Annotated in this window: 17 protein-coding genes and 1 tRNA gene; 10 read left to right on the top strand and 8 right to left on the bottom strand. The window is 72.4% G+C overall.

Annotated elements, in window-relative coordinates:
* Window positions 1–174: 174 nt before the first annotated feature.
* Entirely contained in the window at window positions 175–963 is a 789-nt protein-coding gene (locus DEJ51_RS35770) for a hypothetical protein (protein ID WP_317852427.1), read from the top strand.
* On the opposite strand, the gene DEJ51_RS28895 is transcribed toward DEJ51_RS35770, so the two are convergent.
* Window positions 964–2,829: a hypothetical protein gene (locus DEJ51_RS28895; RefSeq protein WP_150260498.1), complete on the bottom strand. Its 1,866-nt coding sequence runs from the start codon at window positions 2,827–2,829 to the stop codon at window positions 964–966. It abuts the gene before it with no gap.
* Window positions 2,829–2,904, bottom strand: a tRNA-Cys gene (locus tag DEJ51_RS28900). The genes DEJ51_RS28895 and DEJ51_RS28900 overlap by 1 nt, the downstream gene beginning before the upstream one ends.
* Window positions 2,905–3,298: 394 nt before the next feature.
* Here DEJ51_RS28900 and DEJ51_RS28905 point away from each other — a divergent pair.
* The 4 genes from DEJ51_RS28905 (at window position 3,299) to DEJ51_RS28920 (ending at window position 9,745) form a co-directional block, all read left to right on the top strand.
* Complete coding sequence (locus DEJ51_RS28905; RefSeq protein WP_150260499.1) at window positions 3,299–4,633, top strand: ABC transporter substrate-binding protein; 1,335 nt, start codon at window positions 3,299–3,301, stop codon at window positions 4,631–4,633.
* 89 nt (window positions 4,634–4,722) lie between these two features.
* Window positions 4,723–5,616, top strand: a complete 894-nt coding sequence (locus tag DEJ51_RS28910; protein ID WP_190620714.1) for a carbohydrate ABC transporter permease — start codon at window positions 4,723–4,725, stop codon at window positions 5,614–5,616.
* A complete protein-coding gene (locus tag DEJ51_RS28915; protein ID WP_223836009.1) occupies window positions 5,613–6,527 on the top strand; it encodes a carbohydrate ABC transporter permease in 915 nt (304 codons plus the stop codon). The genes DEJ51_RS28910 and DEJ51_RS28915 overlap by 4 nt, the downstream gene beginning before the upstream one ends.
* A gap of 194 nt (window positions 6,528–6,721) precedes the next feature.
* Window positions 6,722–9,745, top strand: a complete 3,024-nt coding sequence (locus DEJ51_RS28920) for an alpha-mannosidase (protein WP_150260500.1) — start codon at window positions 6,722–6,724, stop codon at window positions 9,743–9,745.
* Here DEJ51_RS28920 and DEJ51_RS28925 read toward each other — a convergent pair.
* On the bottom strand, window positions 9,720–10,529 hold the full coding sequence (locus DEJ51_RS28925) for a hypothetical protein (protein ID WP_190620716.1): 810 nt from the start codon (window positions 10,527–10,529) through the stop codon (window positions 9,720–9,722). The two genes, DEJ51_RS28920 and DEJ51_RS28925, sit on opposite strands and share 26 nt — an antisense overlap.
* Window positions 10,530–10,712: 183 nt before the next feature.
* On the opposite strand from DEJ51_RS28925, the gene DEJ51_RS28930 reads away from it, so the two are divergent.
* From DEJ51_RS28930 to DEJ51_RS28950, 5 genes are all read left to right on the top strand, one after another.
* Window positions 10,713–12,737: an NADPH-dependent 2,4-dienoyl-CoA reductase gene (locus tag DEJ51_RS28930; protein WP_150260501.1), complete on the top strand. Its 2,025-nt coding sequence runs from the start codon at window positions 10,713–10,715 to the stop codon at window positions 12,735–12,737.
* A gap of 46 nt (window positions 12,738–12,783) precedes the next feature.
* On the top strand, window positions 12,784–13,197 hold the full coding sequence (locus DEJ51_RS28935; RefSeq protein ID WP_150260502.1) for a PaaI family thioesterase: 414 nt from the start codon (window positions 12,784–12,786) through the stop codon (window positions 13,195–13,197).
* 86 nt (window positions 13,198–13,283) lie between these two features.
* Window positions 13,284–14,033: a DUF4839 domain-containing protein gene (locus DEJ51_RS28940; protein WP_150260503.1), complete on the top strand. Its 750-nt coding sequence runs from the start codon at window positions 13,284–13,286 to the stop codon at window positions 14,031–14,033.
* 49 nt (window positions 14,034–14,082) lie between these two features.
* Window positions 14,083–15,540, top strand: coding sequence for an MFS transporter (locus tag DEJ51_RS28945; RefSeq protein ID WP_411757361.1), 1,458 nt, complete (start codon window positions 14,083–14,085; stop codon window positions 15,538–15,540).
* A 50-nt stretch (window positions 15,541–15,590) separates the two neighbouring features.
* Window positions 15,591–16,043, top strand: coding sequence for an SRPBCC family protein (locus DEJ51_RS28950; protein WP_150260504.1), 453 nt, complete (start codon window positions 15,591–15,593; stop codon window positions 16,041–16,043).
* Between the two features lie 141 nt (window positions 16,044–16,184).
* Here the strand turns inward: DEJ51_RS28950 and DEJ51_RS28955 are convergent, their stop codons facing one another.
* From DEJ51_RS28955 to DEJ51_RS28975, 5 genes are all read right to left on the bottom strand, one after another.
* Window positions 16,185–17,759 carry an alpha/beta hydrolase gene (locus tag DEJ51_RS28955; protein ID WP_150260505.1) on the bottom strand — a complete coding sequence of 525 codons (1,575 nt, stop codon included), beginning with the start codon at window positions 17,757–17,759 and terminating at the stop codon, window positions 16,185–16,187.
* A 193-nt stretch (window positions 17,760–17,952) separates the two neighbouring features.
* Window positions 17,953–18,522: a hypothetical protein gene (locus tag DEJ51_RS28960; RefSeq protein WP_150260506.1), complete on the bottom strand. Its 570-nt coding sequence runs from the start codon at window positions 18,520–18,522 to the stop codon at window positions 17,953–17,955.
* A 102-nt stretch (window positions 18,523–18,624) separates the two neighbouring features.
* Complete coding sequence (locus tag DEJ51_RS28965) at window positions 18,625–19,623, bottom strand: SCO0930 family lipoprotein (protein ID WP_263411719.1); 999 nt, start codon at window positions 19,621–19,623, stop codon at window positions 18,625–18,627.
* A gap of 127 nt (window positions 19,624–19,750) precedes the next feature.
* The gene (locus DEJ51_RS28970) at window positions 19,751–21,205 is read right to left on the bottom strand and encodes an NADH-quinone oxidoreductase subunit NuoF family protein (RefSeq protein ID WP_150260507.1); all 1,455 of its coding nucleotides are present in this window, start codon (window positions 21,203–21,205) and stop codon (window positions 19,751–19,753) included.
* Complete coding sequence (locus DEJ51_RS28975) at window positions 21,202–22,053, bottom strand: hypothetical protein (RefSeq protein WP_190620719.1); 852 nt, start codon at window positions 22,051–22,053, stop codon at window positions 21,202–21,204. Before DEJ51_RS28975 ends, DEJ51_RS28970 begins: the two co-directional genes overlap by 4 nt.
* Window positions 22,054–22,300: the final 247 nt, after the last annotated feature.

The raw sequence follows: 22,300 nt of genomic DNA on the forward strand, positions 1-22,300 counted from the left end.
GGCGCGTGTCGCGCCGGGCGGGAGAAAGGGTCAAGTGGGCGCCCGGGGCGAGGTGTTCGGGGTGGCCGCCTACCTGTCCGGTGGCCAAGTGCCCCAGCCGGTCACTCCGTTGCGAGGAACGGACCCGGGGCGTCGGCCGTCGGTCCGCCGTCGTCGCATACCGGGAGCGCCAGCATGATCCTCGAACTCGCCGTGATCTACACGACCCGGCTCGACGCCTGCCGCGACTTCTACCGGGGCATCGGCCTCGACCTCGTGCAGGAGCGCCACGGCAACGGGCCGGAGCACTACGCGGCGACGCTCGCCGACGGCGGCGTCCTGGAGCTCTACCCGGCCACGAGCCGCCCGGAGAGCGGGTACTTGCGCCTCGGCCTCACGGCCCCGCCGAACGGCGCCGGGTTCCTGCCGCCGGGCCGGCACACGCTGACCGACCCGGACGGCCGTACGGTCGTCCTCACCGTCGGGGAGGGCGGCCCGGGCCCGGTCCCGCCGGAGCCGCCCGCCGGCGCGCGGACCCGGTCGGCCGGCGCCGCCCCCCGTGCGGCGAACGGCGGCCCCGTACCTCCCGAAGGCCGTGCGGGCGTCACGTACGCCGAGATAGCCGAGCACTACGGCATGAGCGCCCGCTACCTTTCGGAGAACCCCCGATGGGGCCGGCACCCCGGATGGCCGGCCGCGATCGGCAGGCGCGGCAGGACCATCGAGTTCGACCCGGCGGCCATCGCCCGGTTCTTCGGCGAGCACCACACCAGGGAAGCCACCGCGCTCGAACCGTCCCGCCGGTACACGGTCGTCGAGATCGCAGAGGCATCCGGTCTGCAGCCCGACAGCATCCGATCGGACATCAGCCGTGGCCGGTGGCCCGCTCCGGACGAGATGGACGGAGACCGGAAGCTGTGGCGGGGCGAGACGGTCGCCACCCACCTGGCGGCCCGACGCATCTACCGCAACAAGCCCAAGTGATCACCGCACGGCGGCGGCGGCGAGCCGCAGGCCCGCGAGGCGCTCCGCGATCCGCGCGGCGGCGCGGGCGGGCAGCCGGGCGGCTTCCGCCTCGATCCAGGTGAGTACGCGCGCCTGCTCGTCCGCGTCGCACAGCGCGAGGTGGAACAGCAGCTGCCGCCAGGCGCACGCGGTGCTCTTCCCGGTGGCCGCGGGACCGGTCGCGGCGGCGAACGCGCCCCGGGCCACACCGTCCCAGCCGCCCCGCGGGGTGACGCCCGCGTGCACGACCAGGGTGGCGAGGTTGGAGGTGGTGAGGATCCGCGCCTGTTCGACGACCGCCGCGTCGCTCACCGGCAACGGGCCCGTTCGCCCGGGAAGCCCGGTAACCCCGGCTCGCCCGGCGCGCTCGGCGCACAACCGGGCGAAGCCGGCGCCGTCCTGTGCGTCCGTCAGGCCCCGCACCGCCGCGTAGTCGATGCCGTGGTAGCGCTCGTACACCGTGCCGCGCAGCAGCCCGGCGGCGGTCCGCGCGGCCGCGAGGGCGGCGGGGTCGGCCGTCCCGCCGTACGGGTCGGCCAGTGGCTCGGCGGCGAACGGCACGGGCACTTCGGCGAGCCGAGCGAGCCCCGACAGCGCCCGTACGGGCAGGTTGGGCAGCCCGGCGCCGGGGAAGGCCCGCACACAGGCCTCGCCGAGCATCCGCAGGGTCGAACGGGCCTGCTCCACCGGGTCGGCGGCCCAGGGCGCGACGGCGCGGACCCAGGGCAGCCCGGTGATCCGCTCATGGTGCTCCGGGGTCCACCACAGCGGGTACCGGCGGCCACGCCGGGCCCGGTAGGTCGCCGCCATCAGCGTGCGCAGCGACGCGTCGGCGTATCCCCGGGCGGTGTGCGCGGCGACCAGCTGTTCCGCGACCTCGCCCAGCACCTCCGCGGAGGGGATCAGCCCGTGCTCCAGCAGCGTGTCCAGGGGCGCGCTGCGGGCCGCGGTGACCGCGGCCCGTACCGACGCCGGGACGACGGTGCCGGCCGGCAGCCCGGACTCCCCGGCCTCCTCGGCGGTCACCGGGCCGATCAGCGGCCCGACGTCCGCCAGCCCCCGGCTCGCGTCGAGCGGGGCGAGCCGGCGCAGCACCAGGGCGGCCAGGTCGTGGTGCGCGGGCCGGTCCGCCTGGCGGGCCTGGTCCCGGCGCAGCCGGGTGTGTTCGGGGGAGCCCGGCCGGCCCCGTCTGGCGACCATCGAGGCGACGGCATGGCGCAGCAGTCCGGCGAGGCGGGGCGTCAGTTCGCGCCCGGCGACCCTCTCCTCCAGCGCGCGGCGCAGGACGGCCGGGTTGGACTTGGGGTCGAGGTGCTTGGTGCAGCGGGTGTGCGCGGCGGCCAGCCGCCGGTACCGCGCGAGCAGGGCGGCGCCCTCGCCGCTGTCCTGCCCGGTTGCCGCGCCTGCGCGCAGCCAGTGGTCGAGCAGCTCGTCCTCGAACGGCCGCCAGACGGTCAGCGCCTCGTGCTGCGCCTCGATGCCGGGACGGGGCCCGCGGCGCGCGAGCGCTGCGGCGACCTCGCCGACGGTGCGCACGTGCACGTCGTCCGCGCCCGGTACGGGCTGGTCCGCGGGGTGCGGCGCGAACCGGACCTCGCCGGCGAAGGGCCGTATCTCCTCGACGAGGGCGGCCGCCGCACCGGTCTCCCCGGCACGCACCAGCCACGCGAAGCAGAGCAGCGCGGCCTCCTCCGGCGCGCGCACCTCGTAGCGCCCGCTGTCGAGCAGTGCCCACAGCCAGGCGAGGCCCTCGTCGGTGAGGCAGTGGTCGAAGAGCCCGGTGGTGGAGAGCCCCGGGGCGGGGAGTCCGGGGGCCGGGAGCTGGGTTGCGGTGTTCTTGTCCATGGCCGGCGTGGCAGGTCCTGCCCCTGCGCCCTCCGACTGTGCAGGTCGGTGCTCTGGCTTCTGAGCTACACGCCGTTCGAGGTGAAATCTAGACGGACCTCCGGCGCTCGCACAACCCGGTTCCGTACCCGTCGCCGCAGACCCCGGATAAAGCCGTATCGCGGCGCACGGATAAAGCGCATTAGTGCAGCCCTGGCGTGAACCGTCGACAAGAAGTCAAAGTCTGACGCAGAAGCACCTTCGTTATCGAATCGATACCATCCCCAATCGCCTTTGTACTAAAGCGCATCAGTCCAGTTCAGCGCAGTGACGATCGAGGTTCCCGCGACGGGTTCAGGCGGGTCGCGCCATTCCGCACCAATGCCTCACCGGCCAGCCGTCCTCCTGCCTCATTGACGAGGTCTTGCTTTCGGACGACCGTGGGCACCGCCTCCGGCGATGAGGCCGGACTTCTGCAAAGGCGGCGACGATGACCCGTTCGAACCCGACCCGTTTAGCTGTCGCCCTGCTGGCGACGGGAACCCTCCTCTCGACCGCCGCCTGCGGCCTGGACGGCGGAGCCGCCGACGCGCAGGAAGCCCGGCGGACGGGCACGGTGGCCGGTGGGATCACCTTCCGGACCCTCCAGCTGAAGCCCACCTACACGGCCTACGTACAGGGGGTCATCGACGCCTTCGAGAAGCGGTACCCCGACGTCGAGGTCACCTGGGAGGACGTTCCCGGCGACGGCTACAACGAAAAACTCGTCGCGGACGCCCAGGCCGGAGCCCTCCCCGACGTGATCAACCTCTCCACCGACTCCTTCCAGCTCCTCGGCGACCGGGGCATGCTCGCCGACGTGGCCGCCCTCGACGGCGCGTCGGCCGGGGAGTACGTGCCGGGCGCCTGGGAGCAGTTCAAGCTGCCCGGCAAGGGCGACAGCGTGTACGCGTACCCCTGGTACGTGACCCCGGAGATCCTCACCTACAACAGAGAGCTCTTCGAGAAGGCCGGTCTGGATCCGGCCGCGCCGCCGACCGGAGTGGAGCAGTTCTTCGACTACGCGGAGCGGATCGCCGCCGCATCGGGCGGCCAGTACTCCGCCTTCATGGCCGACCCCAAGGGCCGGCTGCCCGGGGACTGGCAGAAGATGGGCATCCCGATCCTCGACGAGAAGCGGGAGCGCTTCACCTTCGACACGGACCGGGCCGTCCGGTGGGTGGAGCGCATGAAGGACCTCTACGCCAAGGGCGCCATGCCCAAGGAGTCCCTGCTCAAGTCGGACGACATCAACCAGCTCTACGGCGGCGGCAAGCTCGTCTTCGGTCCGGGGTCTCCGGGCTTCGTCAAGGACATCAAGCAGAACGCCCCGCAGATCTACGCCAAGACCCAGGTCGCCGGGGCCGTCACCGGCGAGCTCGGCCACATCGGCATCTACGCCCAGTCGCTCGGCATCAGGAAGGACACCAAGCACGTCGACGCGGCGGCCGAGTTCGCCAAGTGGGTCACCAACGGCCCCAACCAGGTGGAGTTCTCCAGGAAGGCCACCATCTACCCGTCCAACGCCCGGGGCCTCGCCGACCCGTTCTTCTCCGACAAGGGCGACGGCAAGGACGCGGAGACCCTCGCCCGCGCGGTCGGCGCCGACCAGCTGAAGACCGCCGCGCTCGACGCCAACACCCCCGTCCAGTGGACCAACCAGGTCGGCGACGCCGTCGTACGGGAGATGCAGAAGGCCATCAAGGGCGAACAGGACCCGCGGACAGCCGTACGGAAGGCGCAGGAAGCGGCGAACGAGCTCCTCGCCGCCGCGGCCGACAAGTGACCGGCCTCGCCGCCGGACGGACGCGGAGCCGCGCCGCGGCACAGGAACGGCGTCGCGCCGCCGCGCGCAGGCGGCGCGCCCTGCGGGCCATGGAGACCGAGACCGGACTGCTCCACCGCAGGTGGTGGACCCCCTACCTGTTCCTCGCGCCCGGCCTCGTGATGGTGACGCTGTTCAGCATCTGGCCGTTCGTCAACACCGTGATCCTCTCCCTCACCGACGCCCAGATCCTGCGCGGCGGCGGCTTCGTCGGCCTCGACAACTACCGGCGTGCCTTCGCCGACCCCGACTTCTGGGTCGCGACCGGCAACAGCGTGCTGTACCTCGTGGTCGTCGTCCCCTGCCTGGTCCTCCTGCCGCTGGCCCTCGCGGTCCTCGTGCAGGCGAAGGTCCCCGGAATCGGCTTCTTCCGTTCCGTCTTCTACACCCCGGTGATCGCCTCCGCCGTGGTCGTCGGGCTGATCTGGCAGTGGGTGCTGCGCAGCGACGGTCTCGTCAACACCGTCTTCCAGAGGCTGCACCTCGTCTCCGAGCCGGTCCCGTTCCTCACGGACTCGGCGATGCTGCTGGTCTCCGCGATGATCGTGACCGTCTGGAAGGGCCTCGGCTACTACATGGTCTTCTACCTGGCGGCCCTCGGAAACGTCCCCGCCACCCTCCACGAGGCGGCCGCGATCGACGGCGCCGGCCCCGTCCGCCGCTTCTTCAGCATCACCGTGCCCCAGGTGAAGCCGATGATGCTGCTGGTCGGCACCCTCTCCGCCATCTCGGCGCTGCGCGTGTTCACCGAGATCTACATCCTCGGCGGCGAGAGCGGCGGCCCGGGCGGCGGCGCCCGCACCCTGCCCTTCCTGATCCGCCAGGTCGGTCTCGGCTTCTCCGGCGAGACCGGCTACGCCTCCGCCATCTCCATCCTGCTGTTCCTCCTGACCCTGGTCTTCAGCCTGCTGGGCCGCCGCCTGTCGAAGGGGGACGAGCGATGAGCGGCACCCCGTTCCCCGCCCGGAGCGGTGACGTCGCCGACCACGACCGAGGCCGGAGCGGGCGGCCGCCCCGGCGCACCGCCGCCGCCCGCAGACGCCACCGGATCGGCCTGGCCGGGCGGTACGCCACGCTGGTGCTGATGCTCGTGGTCATGCTGGGCCCGATCGTCTGGCAGTTCCTGACCTCGGTACGCGGCCGTACCGAGAACGTGTACGACGGCGTGCTGCCCGCGCAGCCCACCCTCGACAACTACGTCCGGGTCGCCGAGTCCTTCCCGCTGCTGCAGTACGCCGGCAACACCCTCACCGTCGCCGCCCTGGCGGTCACCTCGAACATGCTCTTCGCGGCGATGGGCGGCTACGCCCTCTCCCGGGCCTCGTGGAAGGGCCGACAGGTCGTCTTCACCGTGCTGGTGGCGACCCTGATGTTCCCCTTCGAGTCCGTGATGATCTCGATGTTCCTGACCGTCCGCGAAATGGGCCTGGTCGACACCCTCATAGGCGTCTGGCTGCCCGGCGCGGTCTCCGTGCTCAACATCATGATCATGCGGGCGGCCTTCCTCGCCGTGCCCCGCGAGGTCGAGGAGGCCGCGGTCCTGGACGGGGCGGGCGAGTGGACCCGCTTCACCCGGGTGTTCCTGCCCGCGGCCAAGGGCGCCCTCGCCGTCGTCTGCATCACCAGCTTCATGGGTGCCTGGGACGACTTCCTGTGGCCCCTGCTGGTCCTGACGAACAGCGACCACTACACCCTCCAGCTCGGCCTGAAGACGCTGGCCGGCACCACCACCGTCAACGACCAGCGGCTCGTCGCCGCCGGAGCGATGGCCGCGCTCGTCCCGATGATGCTGCTCTTCTTCGCCCTCCAGCGTTTCTTCTTCAAGGGCGTGGGCGAGGGAGCCGTCAAGACCTGAGCCGGCCCCCCGCCCCCGAGCCACCGGGACCCGTCCGCACCGAAGCCGAACCACCCCGCACCGAAACCGAACCACCCCGCACCGAGTCGACCTCCGCACCGAGTCACCTCCGTACCGAGTCACCTCCGCACCGAGACACGAGACGCGTCCGCACCGGCACGTCCGTACCGGCCACCCTCCCTGGAGCAGCAGTCATGCATGACGACCGCAGCATCACCGAACACCGCCTCCGCCGGGTTCTCAAGGAGCGCGTCAAACCCGCCGTCCATTCCCGCGCGGTCCCGCTGACCGTGGAGCGCTGGGAGGCCCCCGGCGAGCCCGTCCCCGTGGCCGAAGGACTCGCCGCGGCCTACGGACCCTGCGCGGTCGGTGACCCGTGGGGCCCGGCCTGGGGCACCACCTGGTTCAAGGTCACCGGTACGGTCCCCGCCGACTGGGCCGGCCGTACGGTCGAGGCCGTCCTCGACCTCGGCTTCGACCGGATGATGCCCGGGTTCCAGTGCGAGGGCCTGGTCCACGGGGCCGACGGCGGCGAGGTCAAGGCCCTCAACCCGTACAACGACTGGGTGCGCGTGGCCGACCGGGCCGAGGGCGGCGAGCAGGTCGAGTGGTACGTCGAGGCCGCCTCCAACCCGGTGCTGGTCGACCACGCCGCCACGTACGAGGGGGACCTGGCGACCAGCGGCGACCAGCCCCTGTACCGGCTCGCCCGGATGGAGCTCACCGTCTTCGAGACGGAGGTCTGGGAACTGGTCCAGGACCTGGAGGTGCTCTACGACCTGATGACCCAGCTCGACGGCGGGGACGCCCGCCGGCACGAGATCCTGCGGGCCCTCGGCGCGGCGCTGGACGCCCTCGACCTCGGCGACGTGCCCGGCACGGCGCCCGCCGCCCGCGGGTGCCTGGCCGGGGTGCTGGCCGCACCGGCCAACGCCTCCGCGCACCGCATCAGCGCGGTCGGCCACGCCCACATCGACTCCGCCTGGCTGTGGCCGCTGCGCGAGACGGTCCGCAAGGTCTCCCGCACCGCCTCCAACATGGTCGGCCTGATGGACCGGCACCCCGAGTTCGTCTTCGCGATGTCGCAGGCGCAGCAGCTCGACTGGATCAAGACGTACCGCCCCGAGCTCTTCGAGCGGATCAAGAAGAAGATCGCGGACGGGCAGTTCGTGCCGGTCGGCGGCATGTGGGTGGAGTCCGACACCAACATGGTCGGCGGCGAGGCCATGGCCCGCCAGTTCCTCTACGGCAAGAAGTTCTTCCTCGACGAGTTCGGCATCGACACGCAGAACGTCTGGCTCCCCGACTCCTTCGGCTACACCGCCGCGATGCCGCAGATCGTCAAACTCTCCGGCTCCCGGTGGTTCCTGACCCAGAAGATCTGCTGGTCCCAGACCAACGCGTTCCCCCACCACACCTTCTGGTGGGAGGGCATCGACGGCACCCGGGTCTTCACCCACTTCCCGCCCGTCGACACCTACAACTCCGACCTCGGTGGCGCCCAACTCGCCCACGCCGCCCGCAACTACCGGGAGAAGGGACGCGGTTCACGCTCGCTCGTCCCCTTCGGCTGGGGTGACGGCGGTGGCGGCCCCACCCGCGAACACCTCGCCCGCGCCCGCCGGCAGCGGGACCTCGAAGGCTCCCCGAGGGTCGCGATCGAACGCCCGGACGCCTTCTTCGAGAAGGCCCGCGCCGAGTACGCGGACGCGCCCGTCTGGGCCGGTGAGCTCTACCTGGAGCTGCACCGCGGCACCTACACCTCCCAGGCCAAGACCAAGCAGGGCAACCGGCGCAGCGAGTCGCTGCTGCGGGAGGCCGAGCTGTGGGCGGCGACGGCCGCCGTGCGGGTCGCCGGGTACGCGTACCCGTACGAGGACCTGGAGCGGATCTGGAAGACGGTGCTGCTCCACCAGTTCCACGACATCCTCCCGGGCTCGTCCATCGCCTGGGTGCACCGCGAGGCGCGCGAGACGTACGCGGCCGTCGGCGAGGAACTCCAGGGGATCACCCTCGCCGCGCAGCAGGCGCTGGCGGGTCAGGGCACAGCGGAACTCGTCTTCAACTGCGCCCCGCACGCCCGCCGCGGCGTCCCGGCCGGCGGGGCGGGCCGCCCGGCCGCGGCGGGGGAGCCGGTCACGGTGGAGGAGCGGCACGGCGGCGGGCACATCCTGGCCAACGGACGGCTGCTGGTGGAGATCGACGGGCGCGGCCTGATCGTCTCCGTCTACGACCTGGAGGCGCGCCGCGAGGCGATCGCCCCGGGGTCCGCGGCGAACCTGCTCCAGATCCACCCCGACTTCCCCAACATGTGGGACGCCTGGGACATCGACGAGTTCTACCGCAACCGGGTCACCGACCTCGTGGAGCTGGACCGGCTGGAGGTGACGGAGAGCGGCCCGCAGTCGGCGACCGTCCGCGTGACCCGCTCCTTCGGCCGCTCGGAGGCGGTCCAGCAGATCACCCTGCGGGCCGGGGCCACAACCGTCGACATCGTCACGGAGGTGGACTGGCACGAGACGGAGAAGTTCCTCAAGGCCGCCTTCCCGCTGGACGTGAAGGCAGAACGGACCGCCTCCGAGACGCAGTTCGGGCACGTGTACCGGGCCACCCACACCAACACCTCGTGGGAGGCGGCCAAGTTCGAGATCTGCGCCCACCGCTGGATCCACGCGGAGGAGCCCGGCTGGGGGGTGGCGCTGCTCAACGACTCCACGTACGGCCACGACGTGACCCGGGACGTACGCGCCGACGGCGGCCAGACCACCACCGTCCGGCTCTCCCTGCTGCGCGCCCCGCGCTACCCCGATCCCGAGACCGACCAGGGCTCCCACACCCTGCGCTTCTCGATCGCGCCCGGCGCCGGGATCGGGGACGCGGTCCGCGAGGGCCACGCGCTGAACCTGCCCGAGCGGGTGGTCGGCGGTGCGGGCCCGGTCGCCCCGCTGGTGGCCGTGGACGAGGACGCGGTGGTGGTCGAGGCGGTCAAGCTGGCCGAGGACCGCAGCGGTGACGTGATCGTCCGCCTCTACGAGTCCCGCGGAGGCCGCGTCCGGGCCACCCTCACGGCGGACTTCCCGCTGTCGGCGGCTGTGGAGAGCGATCTCCTCGAACGGCCCCTGGCGGGCGCGGCGGTGGGCGTCCCCACCCCCGAGGGCCGGGTTCCGCTCACCCTGCGCCCGTTCCAGATCGTCACGGTCCGCCTGCACCGTCGCTGACCCGGCCGGCAGTGGTCCCCGGCCCGGCGCCCCGGGGCCGGGGGCCCTGTGCCAGTGCGGTGCGCAGCCCGGCGAGGCGCTCGGTGTCCGGCGGGAGGTCCAGGCCGTCGAGGAGGGCGAGGCCCTCGGCGGGGTCCACGCTCCCGTAGGTGTCGTGGTGGCTGCGCAGGACGGCGCGGAACACGGCGTGGTGCAGGGCGGGCACCCGGGCGGCCGCGCGGTAGGTGCCGGTCTTGGCGTCCCAGGGCACGGGGCCCGAGTGCTCCAGCACCCGCCGGGCCCGGCGCAGCAGCGGTTCGGGGGCGCCCGGCAGCAGCCGTTCACGATCGTTGCCCAGGACTTCGGCGAACGCCTCGGCCGCGGTCGGGAAGTACTCGAACCAGTCGAACCAGAGCGAGCAGGTGATCGCCTCGCACTCCGCGGGAGCCTCCAGCCGCCGGCGGTACCCGCCCCACAGGACGTCGGGCGGGAGGGGGCCCAGCGGTCCCAGGTGCGCGGAGTGGATCTGATCGGTCACCAGGGGGTGCCAGCCGAGGAGGTCCATGAGCCCGAGCGCCACCCGCAGCCGGCCGGCGACGTCGAGCCTCTCGTCGGTGAAGGCCATCGAGCCGAGCCCGTTGCACACGTCCTGCGTGGTGAGGACCTGCGCGGGCGGTTCGGCGTCGTACCACGTGTCCGGGCCGGTTTGGGTGAGGCCGTCCTCGGCGAGCCAGCGCCGGGCCAGTTCGCGGTCCGGCTCGCCGGTGGGCCCGTCGTCGGGCTCGTCGTGGGGGAAGTCGGTCATCCGGCCGACGGTACGGGGGCGGGGTGAACTGCGCCACAGGGTTCCGGGCCGCCCGCGGGCGGGCCCCGGGATTACCGGGGCGGATGGGTCCCCGGTCGCCCGCTTTGGTTATGCACCTAGTTGCAAAACCGACCTCCGCTCGCTAGAACAGGTTCATCACCCCCGCGCGAGGAGGCGCCCCTCATGAGTTCCCAGAGCCGGTACCCGCACCTGCTGAGCCCCCTGGACCTCGGCTTCACCACCCTGCCGAACCGCGTGATCATGGGCTCGATGCACACCGGTCTCGAAGAGCACCAGGGCGGCTTCGAGCGGCTCGCCGCCTTCTACGCCGAGCGCGCCCGCGGCGGCGCCGGCCTGATCGTCACCGGCGGCATCTCCCCGAACGACGCCGGCCGCCCCTTCGAGGGGGGCTCCCGCCTCACCACCGAGGACGAGGCCGCCGAGCACCGGGTGATCACCGAGGCCGTGCACGCCGAGGGCGGGAAGATCGCGATGCAGATCCTCCACTTCGGCCGCTACGCCTACCACAAGGACCTGGTCGCCCCCAGCGCCCTCCAGGCCCCCATCAGCCCCTTCGTCCCGAACGAGCTCACCGACGCCGAGGTCGAGCAGACGGTGGAGGACTTCGTCCGCGCCGCCCGCCTCGCCAGGCTCGCCGGCTACGACGGCGTCGAGATCATGGGCTCCGAGGGCTACCTGGTCAACGAGTTCATCGCCGCCGCGACGAACAAGCGCACCGACCGCTGGGGCGGCGCCTACGAGAACCGCGTGCGGTTCCCGCTGGAGATCGTCCGGCGCACCCGCGAGGCCGTCGGCGAGGACTTCATCCTGATCTACCGCCTCTCCATGCTCGACCTCATCCCCGGCGGCTCCACCCTCGACGAGGTCGTCCACCTCGCCAAGGAGATCGAGGCGGCCGGCGCCACCATCATCAACACCGGCATCGGCTGGCACGAGGCCCGCATCCCCACCATCGCGACGTCCGTCCCGCGCGGCGCCTACACCTGGGTCACCAAGCGGCTGATGGGCGCGGTGAGCGTCCCCCTCGTCACCAGCAACCGCATCAACACCCCGGAGATCGCCGAGGAGCTGCTCGCCGACGGCCGCGCCGACCTGGTCTCCCTGGCCCGCCCCTTCCTCGCCGACGCCGACTTCGTCGCCAAGGCCGCGGCCGGCCGCTCCGAGACCATCAACACGTGCATCGGCTGCAACCAGGCCTGCCTCGACCACACCTTCAGCGGCAAGATCACCAGCTGCCTCGTCAACCCGCGCGCCTGCCACGAGACCGAGCTCGTGCTGTCCCCGACCCGGACCAGGAAGCGCGTCGCGGTCGTCGGCGCCGGTCCCGCCGGTCTCGCCTGCTCGGTCTCCGCCGCCGGCCGAGGCCACGCCGTCACCCTCTTCGAGGCCTCCGGCCACATCGGCGGCCAGCTCGACGTCGCCCGCCGCATCCCCGGCAAGGAGGAGTTCGAGGAGACCATCCGCTACTTCGGCACCCAGCTCGTGGAGTCCGGCGTCGACGTCCGCCTGAACACCCGCGCCGACGTGGAGACCCTCCAGGGCTACGACGAGGTCGTCGTCGCCACCGGCGTCACCCCCCGCACCCCCGACATCGAAGGCGTGGACCACGCCAACGTCGTCAGCTACCTCGACGTGCTGCGCGACGGAGCCCCCGTCGGCGAGCGCGTCGCCGTCGTCGGCGCCGGCGGCATCGGCTTCGACGTCGCCGAGTTCCTCACCGACAGCGGCGAGGGCGCCTCCCAGGACCCCGACGTCTACTTCCGCCACTGGGGCGTGGACACCACGTACGCCGGCCCCGGCGGGCTCACCGCCCCCGAGCGCCCCGCGACGCCGCGCCAGGTCCACCTCCTGCAGCGCAAGACCACCAAGGTCGGCAAGGACCTCGGCACCACCACCGGCTGGATCCACCGCGCGGAGCTCAAGCACCGGGGCGTCGTCTCCGTCGCGGGGGCCACGTACGACCGCATCGACGACCAGGGCCTGCACATCACCGTCGGCGGCGAACAGCACCTCGTGCCCGCCGACACGGTGGTCCTGTGCACGGGCCAGGAACCGCGCCGCGACCTGTACGAGGCCCTGCGCGCGGCCGGTGTCGAGGCCCACCTGATCGGCGGCGCCGACGTGGCCGCCGAGCTCGACGCCAAGCGGGCCATCCGGCAGGGCACGGAACTCGCCGCCGGCCTGTGACCGGAAGGGGATTGTGGCGGCCTTGCCGGGCCGCCACAATCTCCCGGTGACGATCTCACCGGCAGACGCAGACAAGATCCTTACCGACAACTTCGCCCCCTGGGTGCTCGCCCTCGGACTGACCGTCCAGGAGACCGGCGAGCGGCACGCCGTGCTGCGCCTGCCCTGGTCCGAGGAGCTCGCCCGCGACGGCGGCGGTCTCTCGGGGCAGGCCATGATGGCGGCCGCCGACACGGCCACCGTCATCGCGATCTCCGCCGCCCGCGGCGCCTACGGGCCGATGACCACCGTCCAGCAGTCCACCAGCTTCCAGCGGCCGGTGGTCGGGGCCGACGTGCTGATCCACGTGCGGGTGACCAAGCTCGGCAAGCGGATGGCCTTCGCCGACATCACCCTGACCCCGGAGGGCGCCGAGGACCCGGCGGCCACGGCCTCCACCGTGTACGCCCTGCTCGGCTGACGACCGGTCGGCCGCCTTCCCGCGCGGTCCCCTATGCTCGCGTGCCAGTTGGTGTGAACAGTTCATCCAGGGGGGCGCAGGGGCGCATGGCCGACGAGATCACGTACGAGTACAAGACCATGCAGGCCGTTCGGGGCGTCGAAGGCCCGGTGATCTCGAAGATGCGGAAGGACGGCTGGGAGCCCGTCGGACAGACCCAGGGCATGCTGCGCACCGCCCTCGATTTCCGTCGGCCGAAGAAGCCCCTGCCGCGGCTCCCCATCGGTGTCGCGGCAGGGGTCCTCGTGCTCCTGGCCGGCGTCATCGGCCTGGGTGTGGCACTTGAAGACGGAGGCGGGAAGAAGGACACGTCGGACAAGCCGGCGGCGGCCGCCGCGAGCGGGCAGCCCTCCGTGAGCGGGCAGCCCTCCGCCATCCCCGCCCCGGACGCGGCCGCGGCGGCCACCGCCGAGGTGATCACGCCGCAGAACGACCCGGAGTTCGCGGCGCTGCTGAAGACGGCCGACTCCTGCGACGACGTGAACCGGGCGTTCGCGGCCAAGCACAAGGGCAGGACGGTCGCGTTCGACGGCTCGATCGTGCACATGGCGCACCACGGTGACGCCGCCACCCGCTACGACTTCCTCCTGGGCCCGGGCGACGAGGGACCGAAGACGGGCACCGGTCCGGCCTTCACATACCAGGACGTCAACACCCAGCAGCTGAAGCTGACCGGCCAGGACGTTCCCGCCGGCGTCCGCGCGGGCGACAGATTCCGCTTCGTCGCCGAGGTGGGCGAGTTCGACGCGAAATCCTGCCTCTTCTTCCTCAAGCCCGTATCGACGGAGACCCGGTAGCCGACAGCCCCGTACCCGAGCGGCGGGGCAGCGGGCGGGCGAAAACGCGTTGGCGGGCGCGGGAGCGGCTCGCCTACGCTCGCACCCGTCGACCGACCAAGACGGCGGACGCGCGGCACGGGGGAGCGGGATCATCGCAGCGGCCCATCCGGGGGAATCCGGAACCTACGGACCGAGGCCGCCGCTGCGGCGGAACAAGGACTTCACCGTCTTCTGGCTCGGCCAGGCCCTGTCCGTGCTCGGCGGGTCCGTCTCGATGCTCGCGCTTCCGCTGCTCGTCCTCGACGCCACCGGATCCATCGTCCAGATGGGCCTGGTCACGGTCGTATCCGGTGCCACCGCCATCGGCACGGGGATCTTCGCCGGCTACGTGGTGGACCGGGTGGACCGCCGCCGGCTCATGATCGTCTGCGATCTGGCGCGGGCGGTGCTGCTCGGGGCGGTCCCGCTGGTCTGGTGGGCCGCCGGGCCGCAGATCTGGCTGCTCTACCTGTTGACCGCGCTCGCCGCCGTACTGAAGACGCTGTTCGACGTCGCGTACGTGACGGCCGTCCCCAACCTCGTGCGCACGCAGGACCTCACCGCCGCCAACGGGCGGCTGATGGGCACCTTCGCCCTCGGGAGCCTGCTCGGGCCGGTGGTGGCCGGTTTCCTGACGGCCGGGGTCGGCGCGGACTGGGCCCTGGCCCTGGACGGCGCGACCTTCCTCGTCTCCGCCGCGAGCCTGGGGTGGGTGAGGTTCACGGCGCGCCCGGCGGCAGCGGCAGCGGCGGCGGACACCGCGGCCGACGGGGCGGGGAACGAGACCGCGGACAGCGCCGGCGCCGACGCCGGGTCCGGGGTGCTCCGCGAGATGTTCGTGGTCGGCTTCCGCTTCCTGTGGGGCCACCCGCTGCTGCGCCCGCTCACCATCCAGCTCACCCTGCTGACCTTCGTCACCATGGGCGCCACCGACCTGCTGATCTACCGGGTCCAGCACGACCTCGGCCGGGACGCGGCCACCCTCGGCTACGTGATCGCCGTCAGCGGGGCCGGATCCGTCGCCGGGGCCCTGAGCGCGGGGCGGCTGCGCCGGGTCCTCGGCTTCGGCACGTGCTGGCTCGCCTCGATCGGGATGATCGCGGTCGGGGTGACGGTGACGGGCGTCAGCCGCAGCGTGCCGGTGATCGCCGCACTGGCGGCCGTCTTCATGTTCGGCATCACCCTGGGCGGGATCTGCACCATGACCCTGCGCCAGGAGGTGACACCGGACCACCTGCTCGGCCGGGTCACCTCCGCCTTCTGGACCGTGCACAACGCCTCGGGCCCGGTGGGCGCGGCCGTGCTCACACTGCTGGCTGCCCGCCACGGAGTCCCGGCGGTCAGCCTGGCGGGCGGGGCGCTGTGCCTGCTGGTCCTCGGCGGCGGGCTGCTGACCCCGCTGCGCGGCAGCCGCGCGGGTGGCGCGGCGGCCGGGCCATCCGCCCGGGAGCAGGAGCCCGCCGCCGGGCCGCCGGCGCGCGCGTAGGACGGAGGTCTGGGATGGTGGATCACAGGCAGCCGCACCGAGGAGCCCACATGTCCGGACAGTTCGAGGCGAGCGTCGAGATCGACCGACCGGTGGAGGCGGTGTTCGCCTACCTCGCCGACGGGCGGCACGACCCCGAGTTCAGCCCGCGCGTCCAGGAGATCGCCAAGACCCCGGACGGCCCCACGGCCCTCGGCACGGTCTTCCGGAGCACGGTCAAGGACGCCGGGATGAAGACCGGCCGCGAGTTCCGCATCGTCGGCCTGGAGCCCCCTCACCTGATCCGCTGGACGGAGCAGAGCCGCAACCTCGTCACGGCAGAGGGCGGCTACGACCTCGAACCCCTCCCCGGCGGCCGCACCCGGGTCCGCATCTTCAACACCCTGGAAGGCCACGGCCTCGGCAAACTGCTCGTCGGCCTCGCGGTCGGCGCGGCCCGCAAGGACGCCCCCGACTTCGGCCGCCGCATCAAGGCCGCCGCCGAGGCAGCCCTCCCTGCCTGAGCGCCCCGACCTTGCCGGCTCGTCCCCTCCCGCAAGCACGGCTGCGGAACCCGACCGGGCCCGTCGGGCCTGGTGCGGGTTCCGCAGGTCAACGCGTGGTGCCACGCGGGGCCGTGCCCTGGAGCGCGGGCCCGGCCGGTGTCAGAACCGACCGGGGGCGGACGGCAGCGGCAGCCTCTTCTCGGGCGCCGCCGATTCGCGCCGCTCGGCAGAGGCCGGCGGGTTCTGGCAGGTCACGTCCTGGGCGGGCAGCTTGCCGGTGACGAGGTACGCGCTCACCGGGGCGTTGGCGCAGGAGGTGGGGTCGAAGAGGTACACGCCGTGGCCCTCACCGCCCGCCGCCAGCACCATCCGCGAGCCCTTGAGGGCCTTGTGCAGGCCCTGGCCGCTCACCAGCGGGGTCTGGGAGTCCCACTCGTTCTGCACCGTCAGCACGTTCGCCCTCTTGTGCATGGGCGTGGCCGCCTCGACCGGCCGGTCCCAGAAGGCGCACGGCTTGATGTTGGACGCGAAGTCCCCGTACAGCGGGTACCTGGCCTTGTCCTTCACCGCGTCGCGCTCGTACTGCTCGGTGTAGCGGGGCCAGCTGCCGGTGTCCCCGCACGCCACCGCCCAGAACACGGCCGTGCCGTTGTCCGAGGCGGGCTCGGCCGCCGCGCCGCCCGTCAGCTGCCGCTTCAGCTGCGTCACCGTCACGCCTGCGGGCAGCGGCCCGCCCTCGGCCGCGGCCTTCAGGGCCGCGACCAGCGGGGTGGCCTGCGCGGGGTAGAAGAACACCCCGCGCGCGGAGCGGATCATGTCCCCGTCGACCTTCATGCCCTCGAAGTCGATGGGTTCCTTGTCGGCGCGTGCCACCAGCGCCCAGAAGGTGTCGGACACGGCCTTCGGGGTGTCGCCCAGCTCGTACTCCGCCGACCGCTGCGCCGCCCACTGCGTCCACCGCGCGAAGGCGGGTTCGGCCTCGGTGGCCCAGACCTGGATCATGCCGCGCCAGATCCGCTGCGGGTCCACGCCGCTGTCGAGCACGAACCGGTCCGTGCGGTCCGGGAACATCTGCGAGTAGACCGCGCCGAGGTAGGTCCCGTAGGAGTAGCCCAGGTAGGAGAGTTTGCGCTCGCCGAGGACCGCGCGGATCGTGTCCATGTCCCGGGCCGTGTTGCGGGTGGTGATGTGGGGAAGCACCGAACCGGCCTTCTCGCGGCACTTGTCGGCGACGGTACGCGCCCAGGCCACGTCGGAGCCGTAGCTCTCCGGACGGTAGGCGCGGTCGAAGTTCTGCTCGGCGTCGGTCAGTCCGCAGGTGATCGGGCTGCTGGCGCCCACCCCGCGCGGGTCGAAACCGATGAGGTCGTAGCTCTCCCGTACGTCCTTCGGCATCGCCTCGCCCACCAGCAGCGGCAGGTCGAGGCCGGGACCGCCCGGGCCCCCGGGGTTCAGCAGCATGGCGCCGTGCCGCTTGGCCGGGTTCGTGCTCTTGACCCGGGATATGGCGAGGTCGATGGTGCGCCCGTCGGGACGCCGGTAGTCGAGCGGGACCTTGAGCGTCGCGCACTCGTACGAGGCCGGCTGCTCGGGGCTGCAGCGGTGCCAGGCGGGTTTCTGCCGGAGGTGGTCCGCGGCCGGGGCGGCGGACGCCTGGGTCGCGGACAGCAGGGGCACGGTGGTCGCGATGAGACCGGCGGCGGCGAGCAGCGGTGCGAAGCGTTTCAGGCGCACTGAGCCGTTCCTTTCGGTGAAGTCGCTTACGCGTCCACCTTGTTGCACCCGGCGCCGGGGCGAATCATCCGGAAGGTCCGTGCCTGTGCTCCTCGCGGACGAGCCGACAACAGGACACGTGGCCGACACGCCGCAGTCGGCCCCCGGTCGTGCTCCGGGGGCCGACTGCGGCGTGTGCAGGAGTGGCCTCGCCTCAGTGGCCGCCACCCTGCCCGCCGTCGTGCCCGGCCTCGTGCCCGCCCTCGTGTTCGCCGCCCTGTGCCGCACCGGGGGTCTCGTCAGGAGTCGCGCCGGGCGTTCCACCGTGTGCGTCGCCGTGCGTGTCGCCGGTCTCCAGGGAGCCGCCGAGACGCCCGCGCAGTGTGGTCAGGGCTGCCTCCGTGGGCGCGGTGACGACCCAGCGGTCGCCCACCAGATAGAGGCCGCCGTACATCCGGGCCTCGGTCAGCCAGGAGCGCAGTCCCTGCTCGGCGGTGAAGGTGACCATGCGGTAGACGACTTGCCCGGCCTGACACCCGCCCTGGCGCAACTCCTCGACCTCCACGTTCACTTCGGCGGTACAGCCGATAGCCGTGGCGATCTGTTCGAGGGTGGTCCCGGGCGCCGCCGCCGCGGTCGCCGGGGCCGCGGCCGAGGTGTGCTGTGCCGCCGCCTTCGAGGAGCAGCCCCCGCACAGCAGCGCGGCGGCACACACGGCCGCGACGGCCGGAAGCGACGGGCGGATCCGCCGGATCCGGCGGGTGCGGCGGTCGGTGGACGCCATGGTGACCTCTCTGGCTGATCGGGGAGGAGCCGTGGCGCCCGGGCGGGGAGGTACCCGGGCACCACGCGTTTCAGGGGCGGATCCGCGGGCCGCGGACAGGGGCTAGCCGACGACCTTCGCCTTCTTGCCCTTGTCGGTGATGGCGAACCAGAGGCCCTTGTTGTTGTGCCCGGTGGTGTCCCCGGGTTCCTTGTCACCGGTGAAGGTGTAAACGGGCCAGCAGTCGATCGTCAATTGCTCGCTGCCGTCGGGGCGCTTCACCTTTCCAATCAGTTCGGGAGCGATTCCGTTTACCTTTTCCTTGTCGACCGGCTTGGCAGGCTTCCAGGTGTCGGTGCAGGCGTCCACGCAGCCGATCTTCATCGGCCAGGCGCTGTCCTTGTCGAACCGGTAGAGCGTCTTGCCCTCCCCGTCCTCGACGAGGGTCCCCAGCTGGGGGTTCTGTACGGCGGTGAGCTCGCCGCCCTTCGCCGCGGTGTCCGCCTTCTCCTCCTTCTCCTTCTCCGCTCCGGCCCCGGCTCCCTTGCTCGCTCCGGCCGGCTTTCCGCCCGGGCCCAGTACGTGCCAGGTGCCGCCGACTCCCTCGCCGAGCGCGTCGCCGGCCTTGGCGTCCTTGGCGTAGCGGTAGACGGGCCAACCGGCCAGCGTGAGCTGCTTGGTGCCGTCGGCCCGGTCGACGGAGCCGAGGAGGGCCTCGTCGATCCCCTCGCTGACCGAGGCGTCGTCGGCCGCCACCGCGGGCCAGACCGCGGCGCAGTCCCCTTCGCAGTTGGACTTGGGCGGCTTCGGGGTGTCCTTGTCGAACCGGTAGAGCGTGAAGCCCTCGCTGTCGGTGACCCCGGGTCCCAGGCCCTGGACCTCGGTCACCTTCAGCTGGCCGGCCGACTTGCCCGCGGCGCCCGCCGGGGCGGCTCCCGAACCGCTTCCGGCACCGCTTCCGTAGGGGTCTCCGTAGCCGGATCCGACCTGTTTGCTGTCGCCCACCGGCTGGACCGCGGGTGCCTTTCCCCCGTAATTGTCGGAGCTTCCGCATGCGGCTGTTGTCATCATCAGTACTGCGACCGCTGACCCGGCGAATATCTCACGACGCTTAATCTTCACGATCTCTCCTTCAGATTCGGTTCCGCGTTTCCTTGCCCCCGGTAATTGATACGGGGCCGGGAGCGGCGGAAGCGAATATCCCCGGGAATTTGTCAGATCGCGCCAACATTGAACCCGGGGTATTGGTTCAGTCCTGGATGCGCAGCGCCAGGGCCGGGCAGCGGCGCACGGCGCGCAGCGCCTTCTGACGCTGTGCGCGGGGTACGGCCATGGACGCCTCCGCGGGGAAGCCGTCCAGGTCCAGGCGGACCACGTCGGGCAGGACGTCCACGCACAGCCCGTGGCCCCTGCAGAGGGTCCAGTCGACCAGGAGCCGCTCCGGGTTCTCGTCGTCGTCCTCGTACAGCGGAAGGGCGCCCAGCACCCGTCTGCCGCAGCCGCTGCCGAGCGCATGGTCGCGGAACTCGTCCGGGAAGGTCCTGAGCGCCGAGGCGACGAAGTTCGAGGTGCCGTCCGGATGGCTGCACGCGCCGCGTTTGAGCACCGCCTTCATCCGGAGCTCCAGCATCTCCAGGGCGGGTTTGCCCCCGCCCCGGATGGCCTCGTCCAGTACGTCGGCGATGGCGGGCAGCCCGCGTACGCACGGGCCGCACTGGCCGGCCGACTCCTTGGCCAACCAACGGGTCACGCGTGCCACTTCGCCGGCCGGGCAGGTGTCCATGGGCAGCGGCATCACCGCCCCCGCCCCCAGCCGTGCGCCGAGCCGGTCGAGGGACTCGCGCGATATCTCGGCCGCACGTGCGTTCGCCGGAGTGAGCCATTTGCCGTGGAACCCGCCGACCAGGACGCCCTGGCCCGGATCGGTGCCGCACAGTTCCAGGATGTAGGAGAGCGCGGCTCCGCTCGGCGTCTCGACGACCGTGTTGCCCGCGACCGTCAGCATGATGGTGCCCGGCTCGCTGGGCAGGCCGGTCGCACGGAAGTCCAGCGCGCCGAGCCGGGCGGCGACGGCCAGCTGGGCGAACGTCTCGGTGTTGGAGAACAGGGTGGGCACGCCGTTCAGGCCCCGGTCGCTGGTGCGCACCTTCTGGCCGGACGGCAGCGTCGGCCCGCCGTTGAGGCCGTTCACGTGCGCCGTGCTCTCGCCGGTCACGAAGCGCTCGGGGAGCAGCGTGACCTGCACCCGGCGTCCTGCCGGGCCGCGTTCCGCGACGGCCTCCCGCAGTGACTGCTCCACGTCCCTCCGGGTGACGCCCACCACGACGTCCTCGGAGTTCAGCGCGGCGGCGGCCAGCAGGGCCCCGTCGAGCACCAGATGGGGGGTGTGCAGCAGCAGCGCGGTGTCCTTGAGGCAACTCGGCTCGCCCTCGCTGCCGTTGACGACGACGGCGGTCTGTCCGTCCCCGGCGCGGGCCGACCGCATCACGGAGCGCAGTTTCTTGGCGAATGGGAAGCCCGCGCCGCCGCGACCGCGGAGGTCGATGTTCTCGGCGAGGTCGACGAGCTCCTCCGGCCGGTAGCGGGGCATTTGGCCGTGTGTCGTCAGATGGGCCACGCGGTCGAGCCGCGCGGCCTGGTCGAGCCCGGCCAGCAGCCGGGGAGCGCCCACGCAGCCGAGGCTGGGGCGCGGCTCACCGCTCACAGCCACTGGTCCCGGCTGATGAGCGTCTCGGCGTCAGCGGTTGCGCGGGCGCGGCTCGGCGCGTAGACGGCGGTGCGCGGAGGTTCGTTGCTCAAGGGCGGACGGTTGCTCAAGGCCGGTCGGTCCGGTTGGGGCGGTTGGGCCTGGTTCGCGGTCACGGCTGCCGCTGCAGGGCGTGAGCCGCGCCTCTGTCGGGGCACGCCGCCCTTGACGGGTGCCGGCGCCACGGGCTGCGGGACGGGCGGCACGAAGACGGCCGCTTCCTGCATCCGGCTCCTGACCCGGAACGCGAGCACACCCACGATGCCGAGCAGGGCCAGCGCGTACGCGGACGTGACCCAGGGGGCGGCCGCGCGGCCCGACTTCAGGCCGTGCACCAGTGAAGCGCCCCAGGCCGGATAGGCGGCGAAGTGCAGGACCCGCCACCACGCCGAGCCGCTCCTGGTGTTGAACACGCTGCGCACCGCGCCGGAGATGGCCACCGCAATGAAGAGGTATCCGGCCAGACTGCCGAGCCCGACCAGGACGGGCCGGGTGGCATCCGTGAACGGCACGGCCGCGGAAGCCGCGGTCGTCCGCTGTCCCGCGACCTTGATCCAGATGTGCAGGGCGAGGAAGAGGAGCCCTGACACGGCGAGGCCGCGGTGCGCGCCCTGGGCGAGCAGCCGGTGTCCCGAACCGAGGACGACCCGGTCCGTCGCGGCCAGTCCCCATAGGACGGTGGCGGTGAGCGAGACGAGCGAGAGCACGCCCGCTCCGAAATCGAGGAAGGCCCATAGTTGGGTGAAGGCGCCCGCGCGGGCAGCCACGGCGACGAGCACGATGGCCGCGCCGACGGCACAGAGCACGCCGCGGCTCAGCCTGCCGTCCTTGGGGAGGAGGGAAGGCCGTCGGACGGCCCTCCTTCCGGTCGCCGCAGCCGCTGCCGAGGCATGGCGGTTCTTGCGGCGGGCCCTGTGTGAGCTGGGCATTTGAGGCTGGGGCAGGGGCATCCAGGTCTCCTGTGCGCCTGGGCATACGAGCACTCCACCTGGCGCTCGGTACCCGGGGGTCGTTGTCGTCGTACCCGGCAGCGCTGTGAAACTCCGCGCCGGC

Origin of the sequence: Streptomyces venezuelae (genome assembly GCF_008642275.1) — a bacterium.
In the GTDB taxonomy this organism is placed as follows: Bacteria; Actinomycetota; Actinomycetes; order Streptomycetales; family Streptomycetaceae; genus Streptomyces; species Streptomyces venezuelae_E.